The sequence below is a fragment of the Xylophilus sp. PBN-3R genome (assembly GCF_057747805.1).
Genome location: NZ_CM173225.1, coordinates 104,794 through 117,963, shown reverse-complemented (window position 1 = coordinate 117,963; position 13,170 = coordinate 104,794). Strand labels below are relative to the sequence as shown.

Sequence of the window (13,170 nt, the reverse complement as noted above, 5' to 3'; positions counted from 1 at the left end):
CTCGCATGGACATCCAGACGGTAGGCATCATCGGCGCCGGCACCATGGGCAACGGCATTGCACAGGCCTGTGCAGTCGTGGGCATTCCGGTCGTCATGGTCGACATCTCGGAAGAAGCGGTTCAAAAAGGCCTGGCCACCATCGCCGGCAGCCTCGACCGGCTCATCAAGAAGGAAAAGATCAGCGCCGCCGACAAGGAAAAGGCGCTGGCCCTGATCAAGACCTCGACGCGTTACGAAGACCTGACCGCGGCCCAGCTGGTGATCGAAGCCGCCACCGAGAACCAGGCGCTGAAGATCAAGATCCTGCAGCAGGCCGACGCGTTGCTGCCGGCCGAAACCATCGTGGCGACCAACACCTCGTCGATCTCCATCACCCAGCTGGCCGCCGCCACGAAACGCGCAGACCGTTTCATCGGCATGCATTTCTTCAACCCGGTGCCGATGATGGCGCTGGTCGAAGTGATCACCGGCCTGCAGACCAGCGCCGCCACGCACGACGCGGTGAAGGCCCTGGCGCAGCGCCTGGGCAAGACGCCGATCAGCGTGAAGAACGCGCCCGGTTTCGTGGTCAACCGCATCTTGATCCCGATGATCAACGAAGCGTTTTTTGTGCTGGCCGAAGGCACCGCCACCGCCGAGGACATCGACGAAGGCATGAAACTCGGATGCAACCAGCCCATCGGCCCGCTCGCCCTGGCGGACATGATCGGCCTGGACGTCTGCCTGGCCGTGATGCAGGTCTACCTCGATCAGTTCGGCGACCCCAAGTACCGCCCCTGCCCGCTGCTGCGTGAGATGGTCGCGGCCGGTCGCCTGGGACGCAAGACCAAATCGGGCGTCTACAGCTACTGAAGCGGCAAGGTTTCTTCGGCTACCGGCCGGGGCGCGATGGCGCGTGCCCCCGGCCAGTGACCGGTGTCGCAGAGTTCGCGGAACACCTCGCCGATAAGGTCGCAGATGGCCCGCCGCGCATTGCTGGCCGGTACATGGCGCGATACACACAGGCCCAGCGTGCGCACCATTCCCTGTGCGTTGATGCCGTGGGCACTGATGCGGCCGTCGCCGATCTCCTGCTGAGCCAGGGCGTACGGCATGATCGTCGAGCCCAGTCCGGCCTGGACCGCGCTCTTCAGGATGTGGACCGAATTGATCTCGGCCGACACCTGCTGGATGGCGACGCCTTCGGCTGACAGTGCGGCTTCCACCAGCAAGCGGGTGCAATGGCCGTGCGCCTGGTCGGGCAGCACCATCGGCCGGTCGATGGCCCTCCGCAGGCTGACCGCCCCGGGCGGCGGCGCCTGCGGATCCTGCGCGGAGCACAACAGCACGAAGTCTTCTTCCACCAACGGCGTGAACAGCACGTCGTCGGGCGCCATGCCCTGCGTGAAGACGGCGATGTCGATCCGGCCGCGCAGCAGCTGGTCGGCCATGTTGCCGGTGAGTTCTTCGTTGACCCGCAGCCGGATGTCCGGATACCGGTGGGCTGCCGCCCTCATCAGCGGCAGCGCGACCGCCCCCGAGGTGCTTTGCGGAAGCGCCACCTTGACCTCGCCCACCAGCGACGCAGCGGTCGATTGGACCGCGCACCGTGCATCGCCGATCTGCTTGGTGATGCCCTGCGCATATTCATAGAAAACCTGACCCGCATCTGTCACCACCACGCCGGTGCGGCTGCGCACCAGCAACTGCACACCCAGTTCGACCTCGAGGTCGGCCATTTGTTTGCTGAGTGCCGATTGGGCGATGAACAAATGCTGGGCGGCCCGCGAGAGGCTGCCGCTGTCGACGATCACCAGGAAATACTTGAACTGACGCAATTCCATATTCGGATAACCCTGCATTTTGGGGCAGAAAGGCTATCACGCGGAAGTTTGCGTTTTGAAGATCGACCGCACCTAAAAATGTGTACGCGCATATTAAATGCAGATTTCGGCATCTTCATCGCAGATATATAAACCCCCGCCGTCTATTTTTATCATCTCATTCGTACCGATTCGCAAATTTTCGCAAATTAATAACCATACATTGCCAAAAAATGCGAAAAACAGCTGAAATCGAAACCTACCCACAGCATGTTCCGCACAAAAAATTTGTTTCCCGATCATGTCGTCATCTATGCCGCCAATGGTTCACAAGGCGCGGCATTCTCTGCACAGGCCATGCTCAACCAGCCAGCAGGCGCTTACGAACTTACGCTGCATTGCCGGAATGAATTCTCCCACCAGGGATATTGCCGGGTTCGATGCGGCACGCAATCGGTGAATATCCGGGAGCAATCCGGCATTCGCCGTCGGCATGGTGCGATAAACATCGATCCCGCTCGAACCCTCGTGATAGACCCCGGCACGGTTGCGGCTCTGAGCGAAAGCATTGCAAGGACACCGCCGGGTTGCCATGTGGCGTATTCGCAGAACGGCATACCCAGCCACAGCATCGAGAAATCCGCCCGGATGATTCACAGCCATACGCTGGTCAGCAAGATAACCTCGACCCGGCAATATGGCGAGGGCATTACCGTCGTGCCCGGCGGCATATTATTGGTCGACGAAAAGGATTCTTGCCTGGACGCTTTCCACCGCATATTCCACGATCAGGGTTTCTTCCGCCTGCAGGCGGTCAGGGACATCCGTGCGGCGCAATACGAGAAGGTCGCCATCAATTGCGCAGTCAACGTCAGTGCCACGGTGCACGGGCTGGACCTCGGTGAACTGCTGGCCCGCGCGGCCGACGACCGGCAGGTGCGCTACGAACTGGAAGGCCTGGCGCTGGAAACCTGCCGGGTGAGCGCGGCGCAGGGCATACGCATGGCGCACAACGACGACATCCTCGCCGCCATGTACGCCCTGATGGCCCATAGCCCGCGGCACCCGACATCGATGCGGCGGGCCTTCGAAGCCGGTGTCCAGACCGAGATCGGGGTGCTGAACACCGCCATCGTCCGGTTGGGCCGCGACTGGGGCGTGTCGACACCGCTCAATCACAAGATGGTGGTCCGCCTGGCCGCGCTGGAAAGGCAGCGCGACCGGCAGATGGTGGTCGACGCGTCAGCCCCGGCCGCGCCGGATGTCGCGCAACATGAAGAGGTAGAGACTTTCCACCTTCTCCCGCGCCCAGGGCGTCTTGCGCAGGAACTTCAGGCTCGATCCCACGCTGGGGTCGTGCGTGAAGCAGCGCACCGGCACCATGTCGCCCAGCTGCTCCCAGCCGTAGTGATCGGCCAGGGCGGTGACGATGGTCTCCAGCGTCAGGCCGTGCAGAGGGTTTCGGGCCTGCTGTGACGGTTTCGGCAACCCGGGCGCCGGGTCGGTGTCATCGGTCGAATCCGCCATGTCGGCCCCTGTTGCGACTTCAGGCCAGCAGCGCGTTGACGCGCCGCACATAAGCCGCCGGATCGGCTGGCAGGCCGCCTTCGGCCAGCAGCGCCTGGTCGAACAGGATGTTGGCCAGGTCCTCGAAATGCGCGCTGGCTTCGAGCTTTTTCACCAGCGGATGTTCGGGGTTCACCTCCAGCACCGGCTTGACTTCCGGCGCCTTCTGGCCGGCCTGCCTGAGCATGCGAGCCAGCTGGGTGCTCATGCCGTCTTCCTGCACCACCAGGCAGGCCGGAGAGTCGACCAGGCGAGTGGTCACACGCACGTCTTCGGCCTTGTCCTTCAGCGCGTCCTTCAGACGGGCCAGCAGCGGCTTGAAACCTTCTGCGGCTTCTTCGGCGGCCTTCTTCTCGGCTTCGTCCTGCAGCTTGCCCAGGTCGACCGCGCCCTTGGCCACCGATTGCAGCGGCGTGCCGTCGAAGTCGGTCAGGTAATTGAGCGCCCACTCGTCCACGCGGTCGGTCATCAGCAGCACTTCGATGCCCTTCTTGCGGAAGACCTCGAGTTGGGGGCTGTTCTTGGCGGCTGCCAGCGAGTCGGCCGTAATGTAATAGATGGCGTCCTGACCATCCTTCATGCGGCTCTTGTAGTCGGCGAAGGACACATCGGCCACGTCGTTGGTGGTGGACGCGAAGCGCAGCAGCTTGGCGATGCGTTCGCGATTGCCGAAGTCTTCGCCCAGGCCTTCCTTCAGCACCGAGCCGAATTCGGCATAGAACTTCGCGTACTTGCCGCTTTCATCGGCGTGCGCAACCGCCGCTTCGGCGGCCGGCGTGACGGCGTTCTTGTCCTCGACGTCGGTGACCTCGGTGGGTTCCGGCGCGGGCACTGCCTCGCCCGAACCCACGTCGATCTTGCCTTCGGCGCTTTCGGGCGCGGTCTTCTGCTTTTTCGCCAGGTCTTCCAGCATGGACAACACACGTTTGGTGCTGCCTTCGCGGATGGCACGCACGTCGCGGCTTTCCTGCAGCAGTTCGCGGCTGACGTTCAGCGGCAGGTCGGCGGAGTCGATCACGCCACGCACGAAACGCAGGTAGCTGGGCAGCAGGGCTTCGGCGTCGTCCATGATGAAGACACGTTTGACGTACAGCTTGACGCCGGCCTTGGCATCGCGGTTCCACAGGTCCATCGGCGCCTTGGCCGGGATGTAGAGCAGTTGTGTGTACTCGGTGCTGCCTTCGACCCGGTTATGGCTCCAGGCCAGCGGCGGCTCGTTGTCGTGGCTGATCTGCTGGTAGAAATCGGCGTATTGCTCGTCGGTGATTTCCTTGCGGTTGCGGGCCCACAGCGCGCTGGCCTTGTTGACCGCTTCCCACTCGCCGGTCTTGACCATGTCGCCCGGCTGGTCGTTCTCGCCTTCCTTCCACTCTTCCTTTTCCATCAGGATGGGCAGGCTGATGTGGTCGGAATACTTGCCGATGATCTGCTTGAGTTTCCAGGCGTTCAGGTATTCGGTGGCGTCGTCGCGCAGGTGCAGGATGACCGCGGTGCCGCGCTGGTTGCGGTCGATCTGCTCGACCTCGAAATCACCCGAGCCGCCGCTGGTCCAGCGCACGCCTTCGGTGGCCGGCAGGCCGGCGCGGCGCGATTCGACGCTGATCTTGTCGGCGACGATGAAGCCCGAATAGAAACCCACGCCGAACTGGCCGATGAGCTGCGCGTTCGACTTGTCGTCGCCCGACAGCTTGCTCATGAAGTCCTTGGTGCCCGACTTGGCGATGGTGCCCAGGTTGTCGATGGCTTCCTGCTGCGACAGGCCGATGCCGTTGTCGGCGATGGTCAGCGTCTTGTTTTCCTTGTCGAAGGAAACACGCACTTCGAGGTTGGGTTTGTCTTCGTAAAGCGAGGGATGGTTGATGGCCTCGAAACGGAGCTTGTCGCAGGCGTCGGACGCATTGGAGATCAGCTCTCGGAGAAAGATCTCCTTGTTGGAATACAGCGCATGGGTGACCAGGTGCAGCAGCTGGGCCACTTCGGCCTGGAACGACAGGGTTTGTTTGCTCATGAAGAGAAGCTCTTTTTTGGATGGATTTCGATGGATCGGCAGGCCGAAACGAGCCGGACCGGGCCGATATTGGGGCGTATCTTCAGCCCTTCAAGCGTCCTAGAACGATTCGTGCGGCTCCAGGTAACGCCACTGGCCTACCGGCAGGTTTCCCAGCACCACCTTGCCGATGCGGATGCGCTTCAGGCCCACCACATGCAGCCCGACCTGCTCGCACATGCGACGGATCTGGCGTTTCTTGCCTTCGCGCAGCACGAACCGCAGCTGTTCGGGGTTCTGCCACTCGACCTGCGCCGGTTTCAGTGGCTGGCCGTCAAGCGACAGGCCATGGCGCAGGCGCGCCAGTTCGCTGCGCGGAAACACCGACTGCACGTCGCGCGATTCGTCGCCCCAGGTCACCCGCACCAGGTATTCCTTCTCGATGCCGGAGTCCTCGCCGATCAGCTGGCGGGCCACCCGGCCGTCCTGCGTCAGCACCAGCAGGCCGACAGAGTCGATGTCCAGCCGGCCGGCGGGTGCCAGTCCACGGAACTGCTGCGGCGAAAAACGGTGCGGCGAACGGTCCTGGTCCCAGCGTGCCTGGGGCTGGAACAGCACCGCTGCCGGCTCATGGCCGTCCTCGGCCTGGCCGCTCACGTAACCCATGGGCTTGTGCAGCAGGATGGTGACCTGCTGCTGCTGGGCGTCCTCCGCTCGGCGGTCGACCGTCACCTTGTCGGATGGCAGCACCTTCTGGCCCATGACGGCCGGCTGGCCGTTGACCCGCACCCAGCCGCGGTCGATCCAGTCGTCCGCTTCGCGGCGCGAACAGATGCCCTGCTCGGCCATGCGTTTGTTGAGGCGCATCGGCTCGGGTGGTGCGCCGGACGGAGTGGCGGCGGGCGCGGCGCGGCGAAAGCGTGGGGGGTCGCGTGGGGGGTCGCGTGGGGGGTCGGATGTGGACATGCTGGCCCGATTTTAGGTTTGCCCGCGGTGGATGACCCGGACTTGCGGGGTGGATATATTCAAAACCCGTGAAAACGACCCGAGACACGACATGACCCATCAGACGATTGTTTCCGCCGAAACCTTGGCTGCAGCACTCGAGACCAGCCCCGCACCGCTGGTGTTCGACTGCAGTTTCGAACTCGCCGATCCGGATGCGGGCCGGCAGGCCTACGACGCCGGCCATGTGCCCGGCGCGTTCTACCTGCACCTGGATCAGGTGCTGAGCGCCCCCAAGACCGGCCTCAACGGCCGCCATCCCCTGCCCAGCCGCGAGACGTTCGCCCGATCGATGGCCGCGCTGGGCGTGAGCGACGACACCCACGTCATCGCCTACGACAACGCCGGCGGCATGTACGCGGCGCGTCTTTGGTGGATGCTGCGCTGGGCTGGGCACGGTGCGGTGGCGGTGCTGGACGGCGGCATCGGCGCCTGGGAAGCGGCCGGCCAGCCGCTGTCGGCCGCCACACCCGCACCGCTGGCCGCCGGCAATTTCAGCCTGCGCCAGTCACTCGTCACCACGCTGGACTTCGCCGACATTCAGGCCAATGTCGAAAGGCCCGAGAAGCTGGTGCTGGACGCCCGTGCGCCCGACCGTTTCCGGGGCGAGAACGAAACCATGGACAGGATCGGCGGCCATATCCCGGGCGCGCGGAATCGCCTGTTCAAGGACAACCTGGACGCCGACGGCCGTTTCAAGCCGGCGGCACAACTGAAAGCGGAGTTCGACGCCATCACCGGCGGACGGCCCGCCGCCGAACTGATCAACCAGTGCGGCTCGGGCGTGACCGCCTGCCACAACTTGCTGGCGATGGAAATCGCGGGCCTGAAGGGCGCTGCCCTGTACCCCGGGTCGTGGAGCGAATACAGCGCCCGGCCCGGCGCGGCCATCGCCACCGGCAACGCCTGACGAGCCGCCCTATTTCGCTCCGGCCGCCAGCGCGGTGCGGGTCACCGCGCTGCCCACCTGCCGGAAAACGCCGCCGGCCTCGGTCTGGTCGTCGAGATCGGCCGCACAGGATGCGATCACCACCGCATGCGCGCCGCCGTCCTGCGGGTCGACCACCGCAACATGGCAGGCGCGGCGATATTGCGTGCCGGTCTTGTGGATGCGCTGTACCGTTCTGGGCAGGCCCGCTTCAAGCCGGTAGTCGCCCGGCTTGCCGAGTTTCATGCCCTTGAACAAACGCTGCGTGCTCTGTGGCGACAGCAGCTTGCCCTGCACCAGCTTTTCCAGCATGGCGCCGTAGGCCGCCAACGTGGCCGAGTTGTCGCCGTCCGCGTAATAACGGGCATAGGCTTCGTCGATGGTGCGGGCCTGGAGGTCGGCGTCTTTCACGTCCATTGCGCGCTTTGCAGCATCGACCCGTTTCGGCCCCATGGGCGCACCGGCGATTTCCACCAGCTGCCGGTTGCTGAGCTTGTCGGCGCCTTTTTCGTTGAGTTCCGAATACACCTCGCGCCGAACCTCGGTGAAGGTGGTCAGCCGGCCCATGTTGCCCTTGCCCATCGATGCCTGCGCGCTGTCGTTCAGCGTGTCTTCGCCAATGGCGCGGATCAGCATGTTGGCCGCCGTGTTGTCGCTCACGCCCAGCATTCGATCGAGCAGGGAATCGAGGGTGTAGCGGGTGCCCGCAGCCGTCCACACCACCTGGCCGGAGCCGTCGACCTTGTCGTTTTCCTCCAGCACGAGCTGCTGGTTCAGTTTCAGCCTGCCGGCGTCGACCTGCTGCAGCAAGGCGATGGCGATGGCGACCTTGACGGTGGAAGCCAGATACCAGCGCCGGTCCGCGCCGTAGCTGAAGCTTTCGCCCGTGTCCAGGCGTTTGACGAACACTCCCAGCGAGCCGGGCGATCCCTTGTCGATCTTCTCGATTTCCTGTCGCAGTGCCTGCGGCCAGTCGGCCGCGGCGACGGTTTCAGCGCACAGCGCGCTGAGAAGAAGCAGGCAGGCGGCCAGTGCCCGCGTCGGCTTGGCAGGTCGGTGCATCGGGGACTCCCTTGGTGATCAATCCGGAACGGCACAAGGCGGCGGCGACCTGGCTCAGGGCACGCTCGGCGCGCGGCAATGACGGCTCGTCGCGAGCACAGGCGACCAGCACCACCCGCTGCGGTGCGGCACCGTCGCGCGCCACGCTGACGATGCCCGAATCACAGATGCGCCGCCGCTGGGTGCCGGTCTTGTGGGCGAAGTTCACCGTCGGCGGCAGGCCGTCGGTGACACGGTGCCGGCCGGTGGCCACCCGCTGCATCAGGCCCAGCAGGTACTGAGTGGAAGCCGCATCCAGCGCACGGCCTTCGGCCAGCGCCTGCAGCAGGTCGGCATAGGACTGAAGTCGGGCAGAGTTGAGTCCGCTGGCGTAATAACGGTCATAGGCGGCGTCCAGCGTCGGCAGGCGGAAGCGGGTCTCGGGCACACCGGTCAGCATGGAAAACTGCCTCAGGCGCGCCGCATCTCCGGGCAGCGCATTCAACTGCAACCAGCTGCGGCCGGCCAGTTGTCCGGCTTCCGGCGCCAGGCCGCCGTACACCGCATGGCGCACATCTGCCAGCCGGGTGATGGTGCCGAAACCCTGGGGCACCAGCGACTTCACCACCCCGTTCACCGCGTCGATGCCGGCCAGGCCGATCAGCAGGTCGCTGGCGGTGTTGTCGCTGTGGATGATCATTTGCTCCATCAGCGTGCGCACCGGAATCCGGGCGCCGGCGGGCTGGCGGTTGGTGCTGCCGGCGCCGTCGACGTAGTCGTTGCCGTGCAGGGTGACGGGAGTGTCCAGTGTCCAGGCCCCGCGTTCCACGCCGCGCATCACCGCGATAGCGATGGGTACCTTGACGGTCGACGCCAGATACCAGCGTTCGTCGGTGCGCCAGCCGGCCGATTCGCCGGTATCCAGGTCGCGCACATACACACCGATCTGCGGTCCCTTGCGACCTTCGATCTCGGCCAGCGCGGATTCCAGCCGACCGGCCCAGGCCGGTTGGGCGCGGGCCGGCAGGGCCAGCGACAAGGCGATCGGCAGAAGAAGAAGAAGAAAAGCGGTTGGGCGCATTGCCGAAATGATGGCCGCAACCGCTCGCTGCACTGCAACAAGATGCCGCATGGAAAAAGCCCGGCAGTGCCGGGCTTTCTCTATCCGGATCCGGACGCGTTTTTCAGTCGTTGGCGTAGATGTCGACGTCCTTCGTTTCCTTGATGAACAGAGTGCCCACCACCAGCGTCACGCAGGCGATGATGATCGGGTACCAGAGGCCGTTGTACATGTTGCCCGAGCTGGCCACGATGGCGAACGAGGTGGTCGGCAGCAGGCCGCCGAACCAGCCGTTGCCGATGTGGTATGGCAGGCTCATCGAGGTGTAGCGGATGCGGGTCGGGAACATCTCGACCAGCATGGCGGCGATGGGGCCGTAGACCATGGTCACCAGTATCACCAGCCAGGCCAGCAGCGCGATCATCACCGGCTTGTTCATCTTGGCGGGGTCGGCCTTGGCGGGGTAGCCGGCCGCCTTGAAGTCGTCAGCCAGTTCCTTCTTGAAGGCGGCGATGCTCTTGGCGGATGCCTCGTCGAACTTCAGGTTGACGACGTTGCCCACCGGTGCCGTCACCACCTTGTCGCCGATCTTGACCACGGCGGCCGAACCGGCCGGGCCGGCGATGTTGTCGTAAGACACCGAGTTCTGCACCAGGTAACGCTTGGCGATGTCGCAGCTGCTGCTGAAGTCGATTTCACGAGCCACCGGGTTGCCCTGGAATGAGCAGGTGGAAGGATCGGCGGTGACGGTGACCTGCGCGCTGGCCTGGGCGGCTGCCAGGTCTGGATTGGCGGCCGAGGTCAGTGCCTTGAATACCGGGAAATAGGTCACCGCGGCCAGCAGGCAGCCGGCCATGATGATGGGCTTGCGGCCGATCTTGTCCGACAGCGAACCGAAGATCACGAAGAACGGCGTGCCGATGAGCAATGCGCCGGCGATCATCAGATTGGCGGTGATGGCGTCGACCTTCAGCTGCTGCGTCAGGAAGAACAGCGAATAGAACTGGCCGGTGTACCAGACGACGGCCTGGCCCGCGGTCAGGCCGACCAGTGCCAGGATGACGATCTTCAGGTTCTTCCATTCGCCGAACGATTCCTTCAGCGGGGCCTTGGAGGTCTTGCCCTCTGCCTTCATGCGGACGAAGGCCGGCGATTCGTGCAGCGTCATGCGGATCCACACCGACACGCCCAGCAGCAGGATCGACACGGCGAACGGGATGCGCCAGCCCCAGTCGGCGAAGTCGGCCTCGCCCACCACGGTGCGCACGCCCAGGATCACCACCAGCGACAGGAACAGGCCCAGCGTCGCGGTGGTCTGGATCCAGGAGGTGTAGGCGCCGCGTTTGCCGTGCGGCGCGTGTTCGGCCACGTAGGTGGCGGCACCGCCGTATTCACCGCCGAGCGCCAGGCCCTGCAGCATGCGCAGGGCGATGAGGATCACCGGAGCGGCCACGCCGATGGAGGCGTAGCTGGGCAATATGCCGACGATGAAGGTCGACAGGCCCATGATCAGGATGGTCACCAGGAAGGTGTACTTGCGGCCGATCATGTCGCCCAGCCGGCCGAACACGATGGCGCCGAAAGGCCGCACCAGGAAACCGGCCGCGAAGGCGAGCAGCGCGAAGATGAAGGCCGAGCCCGCATCCAGGCCGCTGAAGAACTGCTTGGCGATGATGGCCGCGAGCGAGCCGTAGAGATAGAAGTCGTACCACTCGAAAACCGTGCCGAGGGACGAGGCGAAGATCACCTTCTTCTCTTCCGACGACATGGGCCGGGGAACCGGCGTGGGCGTGGGCTGCGGCCGCCCGGGGACGTAGGTGCTGGACATGATGCAGGTCTCCTGTAGGTATGCCCCCATTCTTGGAAGCCCTACTGACCCTGCTCTGACGCGAAACTGACCCTTCTCTGACAACTCGCGGGGAAACCCGCAAGCCCGGTTTCAGCATTCGGAAAATCGGCCCGGTTCAGGGTTTTGGAGCAGTCGTTCGCGCAGCATCGGCAAGGCTTCGAAACCCCACAACACGTCGGACCCGACCACATAGGACGGTACGCCGAACACGCCTCCTTCGACCGCCGCAGCGGTGTTGGCTCGCAGCAGCGCCTTCACTTCCGGGCCGGCCGGATCCCGCGCCGGAGACAAGGCCGTGGTGAGGGCCGCCAGCCGCCCGCCATCGTTGGCGTCGCCGCCGTCGCCCTGCCACACATGACGGAAGATGCGGCCCGCCACATGGCGGCTGATGCTGCCGTCCTGCGAACACGCCAGCGCCAGCCGAAGCAGGGGCAAGGGGTCGAAGGGATGTTGCGCGGGCATGGTGAAACCGATGCCGTGCGTCCTGGCGAGCCAGGCCGACTGCCGCAGCACCCAGTCGTACTTCGGTGCGATGCCGTGAGGCCCCGAATGACCGTATTGCCTGAACACCGCACCCAGCAGCAGCGGCCGGTATTCGGCCGCATAACTCACTCCTTCCAGCGCCACCGGCAAATGCTCGAAGGCGAGGAACGCGTACGGCGAAACGAAGTCCAGATGAAAGGCAAAGGACTGCATGGCGAGCTTTCTCAGGCGGCGATGCCGGCACGCGACAGCAGCAGGCGCCAGATGGCGCGGCGCGCTTCGCCGTCGGCGCGCGACCAGGCACGGATCTCGTCGATGGAACGGTAGCAGCCCAGGCACAGGCTGCGGTCCTCGTTCATCCTGCAGATGGAAATGCAGGGCGACGGGACCGGTTCGACGGTTTCGTCGAAGGCGGAAGGCACGCGCGCTGCCAGCAAGGCCAGCGCCTGCGCAGAATGCGGCTCGGGTTTCAGCGGCGCAAGGATGTCGTCCATCAGGCGGCCGCCTCGCGCTTGGCAAGCAATGCCTTGCCGACGCGCGACTGGGTGGGGCGGCCCAGCACGCCGCTGATCCAGGCGCCCGTGTCTGCCACGGCGTTCAGGTCGATGCCGGTCTCGATGTCCATGCCCTGCAGCATGAACACCACGTCTTCGGTCGCCACATTGCCGGTGGCGCCCCTGGCGTAGGGGCAGCCGCCCAGGCCGGCGACGGAGGTGTCGAACTGCCACACGCCCATCTGCAGAGCCGCCAGGGTGTTGGCCAGGGCCTGGCCGTAGGTGTCGTGGTAATGGCCGGAGACATCGTCCGGCGGGTAATGTTTGAACGCCGCCTCGAGTGCGCGCCGGGTCTTCAGTGGTGTGCCGACGCCGATGGTGTCCGCCACGCCGATGTGCTGCACGCCGATGCCCTTCATGAGGCGAGCCACCATCTCCACCCGCTCGGGCGCGATGTCGCCTTCGTAGGGGCAGCCGACGGTGCAGGAAATCGCGCCTCGCACGCGGATGCCGGCGGCCAGCGCGGCCTCTGCGACCGGCCGGAAACGTTCGATGCTTTCCTCGATGCTGCAGTTGATGTTGCGCTGGCTGAAGGCTTCGCTGGCCGCACCGAACACCACGATCTCGTCCGGCCGCGAACCGACCGCCGCCTCGTAGCCCTTGAGGTTCGGTGTCAGCACCGAATAGACCACCCCCGGCTGCCGATGGATGCCGGCCATCACCTCGGCGTTGTCGGCCATCTGCGGAACCCACCTGGGGCTGACGAAACTGGTGACTTCGATGTCCTTCAGGCCGGCCGCCTGCAGGCGGTGCACCAGCTCGATCTTGGTGGCGGCGGCGACCGCCTGTTTCTCGTTCTGCAGGCCGTCGCGCGGGCCGACATCGACGATCTTGACCTTGGTAGGCAGGGGCATGGTGTCTCCGGATGGGGTATCGCGCCATCGGGTTCTGCG

General features: G+C 64.9%; 12 protein-coding genes and 1 pseudogene. 3 read left to right on the top strand and 10 right to left on the bottom strand.

The window, feature by feature from the left end; all coding sequences use genetic code 11:
* The first annotated feature begins 5 nt into the window (after window positions 1-5).
* Entirely contained in the window at window positions 6-854 is an 849-nt protein-coding gene (locus AC3ANW_RS00610) for a 3-hydroxybutyryl-CoA dehydrogenase (protein WP_488343274.1), read from the top strand.
* Here the strand turns inward: AC3ANW_RS00610 and AC3ANW_RS00605 are convergent.
* Complete coding sequence (locus tag AC3ANW_RS00605; RefSeq protein WP_488343273.1) at window positions 848-1,825, bottom strand: LysR substrate-binding domain-containing protein; 978 nt, start codon at window positions 1,823-1,825, stop codon at window positions 848-850. The two genes, AC3ANW_RS00610 and AC3ANW_RS00605, sit on opposite strands and share 7 nt — an antisense overlap.
* 249 nt (window positions 1,826-2,074) lie before the next feature.
* On the opposite strand from AC3ANW_RS00605, the pseudogene AC3ANW_RS00600 reads away from it, so the two are divergent.
* Window positions 2,075-2,944 (top strand): annotated as a pseudogene (locus AC3ANW_RS00600) (ketopantoate reductase family protein); the annotation flags it as partial.
* A 102-nt stretch (window positions 2,945-3,046) separates the two neighbouring features.
* On the opposite strand, the gene AC3ANW_RS00595 reads toward AC3ANW_RS00600, so the two are convergent.
* The 3 genes from AC3ANW_RS00595 to AC3ANW_RS00585 form a co-directional block, all read right to left on the bottom strand.
* Window positions 3,047-3,331, bottom strand: a complete 285-nt coding sequence (locus AC3ANW_RS00595; RefSeq protein ID WP_488343272.1) for a VF530 family protein — start codon at window positions 3,329-3,331, stop codon at window positions 3,047-3,049.
* A gap of 19 nt (window positions 3,332-3,350) precedes the next feature.
* Window positions 3,351-5,378, bottom strand: coding sequence for a molecular chaperone HtpG (htpG, locus tag AC3ANW_RS00590; protein WP_488343271.1), 2,028 nt, complete (start codon window positions 5,376-5,378; stop codon window positions 3,351-3,353).
* 99 nt (window positions 5,379-5,477) lie between these two features.
* Window positions 5,478-6,323: a pseudouridine synthase gene (locus AC3ANW_RS00585; RefSeq protein ID WP_488343270.1), complete on the bottom strand. Its 846-nt coding sequence runs from the start codon at window positions 6,321-6,323 to the stop codon at window positions 5,478-5,480.
* Window positions 6,324-6,414: 91 nt separating this feature from the next.
* Here AC3ANW_RS00585 and AC3ANW_RS00580 point away from each other — a divergent pair, with 91 nt between their 5' ends.
* Complete coding sequence (locus AC3ANW_RS00580) at window positions 6,415-7,272, top strand: sulfurtransferase (RefSeq protein WP_488343269.1); 858 nt, start codon at window positions 6,415-6,417, stop codon at window positions 7,270-7,272.
* A gap of 9 nt (window positions 7,273-7,281) precedes the next feature.
* Here AC3ANW_RS00580 and AC3ANW_RS00575 read toward each other — a convergent pair whose 3' ends face one another.
* The 6 genes from AC3ANW_RS00575 to AC3ANW_RS00550 all read right to left on the bottom strand — a co-directional run bounded on the left by AC3ANW_RS00575 (window position 7,282) and on the right by AC3ANW_RS00550 (window position 13,131).
* Window positions 7,282-8,352, bottom strand: a complete 1,071-nt coding sequence (locus AC3ANW_RS00575; RefSeq protein ID WP_488343268.1) for a serine hydrolase — start codon at window positions 8,350-8,352, stop codon at window positions 7,282-7,284.
* Window positions 8,282-9,412, bottom strand: a complete 1,131-nt coding sequence (locus AC3ANW_RS00570) for a serine hydrolase (protein WP_488343267.1) — start codon at window positions 9,410-9,412, stop codon at window positions 8,282-8,284. Before AC3ANW_RS00570 ends, AC3ANW_RS00575 begins: the two co-directional genes overlap by 71 nt.
* A 103-nt stretch (window positions 9,413-9,515) precedes the next feature.
* Entirely contained in the window at window positions 9,516-11,219 is a 1,704-nt protein-coding gene (locus AC3ANW_RS00565) for an MFS transporter (RefSeq protein ID WP_488343266.1), read from the bottom strand.
* A gap of 111 nt (window positions 11,220-11,330) precedes the next feature.
* On the bottom strand, window positions 11,331-11,936 hold the full coding sequence (locus AC3ANW_RS00560; RefSeq protein WP_488343265.1) for a DsbA family protein: 606 nt from the start codon (window positions 11,934-11,936) through the stop codon (window positions 11,331-11,333).
* An 11-nt stretch (window positions 11,937-11,947) separates the two neighbouring features.
* A complete protein-coding gene (locus AC3ANW_RS00555) occupies window positions 11,948-12,217 on the bottom strand; it encodes a DUF1289 domain-containing protein (RefSeq protein WP_488343264.1) in 270 nt (89 codons plus the stop codon).
* Window positions 12,217-13,131 carry a hydroxymethylglutaryl-CoA lyase gene (locus tag AC3ANW_RS00550; RefSeq protein WP_488343263.1) on the bottom strand — a complete coding sequence of 305 codons (915 nt, stop codon included), beginning with the start codon at window positions 13,129-13,131 and terminating at the stop codon, window positions 12,217-12,219. The genes AC3ANW_RS00555 and AC3ANW_RS00550 overlap by 1 nt, the downstream gene beginning before the upstream one ends.
* Window positions 13,132-13,170: the final 39 nt, after the last annotated feature.

Coding starts and splice junctions, on each gene's coding strand:
- AC3ANW_RS00610 (WP_488343274.1), top strand. CDS start 6: ATGGACATCCAGACGGTAGGCATCATCGGCGCCGGCACCATGGGCAAC.
- AC3ANW_RS00605 (WP_488343273.1), bottom strand. CDS start 1,825: ATGGAATTGCGTCAGTTCAAGTATTTCCTGGTGATCGTCGACAGCGGC.
- AC3ANW_RS00595 (WP_488343272.1), bottom strand. CDS start 3,331: ATGGCGGATTCGACCGATGACACCGACCCGGCGCCCGGGTTGCCGAAA.
- htpG (WP_488343271.1), bottom strand. CDS start 5,378: ATGAGCAAACAAACCCTGTCGTTCCAGGCCGAAGTGGCCCAGCTGCTG.
- AC3ANW_RS00585 (WP_488343270.1), bottom strand. CDS start 6,323: ATGTCCACATCCGACCCCCCACGCGACCCCCCACGCGACCCCCCACGC.
- AC3ANW_RS00580 (WP_488343269.1), top strand. CDS start 6,415: ATGACCCATCAGACGATTGTTTCCGCCGAAACCTTGGCTGCAGCACTC.
- AC3ANW_RS00575 (WP_488343268.1), bottom strand. CDS start 8,352: ATGCACCGACCTGCCAAGCCGACGCGGGCACTGGCCGCCTGCCTGCTT.
- AC3ANW_RS00570 (WP_488343267.1), bottom strand. CDS start 9,412: ATGCGCCCAACCGCTTTTCTTCTTCTTCTTCTGCCGATCGCCTTGTCG.
- AC3ANW_RS00565 (WP_488343266.1), bottom strand. CDS start 11,219: ATGTCCAGCACCTACGTCCCCGGGCGGCCGCAGCCCACGCCCACGCCG.
- AC3ANW_RS00560 (WP_488343265.1), bottom strand. CDS start 11,936: ATGCAGTCCTTTGCCTTTCATCTGGACTTCGTTTCGCCGTACGCGTTC.
- AC3ANW_RS00555 (WP_488343264.1), bottom strand. CDS start 12,217: ATGGACGACATCCTTGCGCCGCTGAAACCCGAGCCGCATTCTGCGCAG.
- AC3ANW_RS00550 (WP_488343263.1), bottom strand. CDS start 13,131: ATGCCCCTGCCTACCAAGGTCAAGATCGTCGATGTCGGCCCGCGCGAC.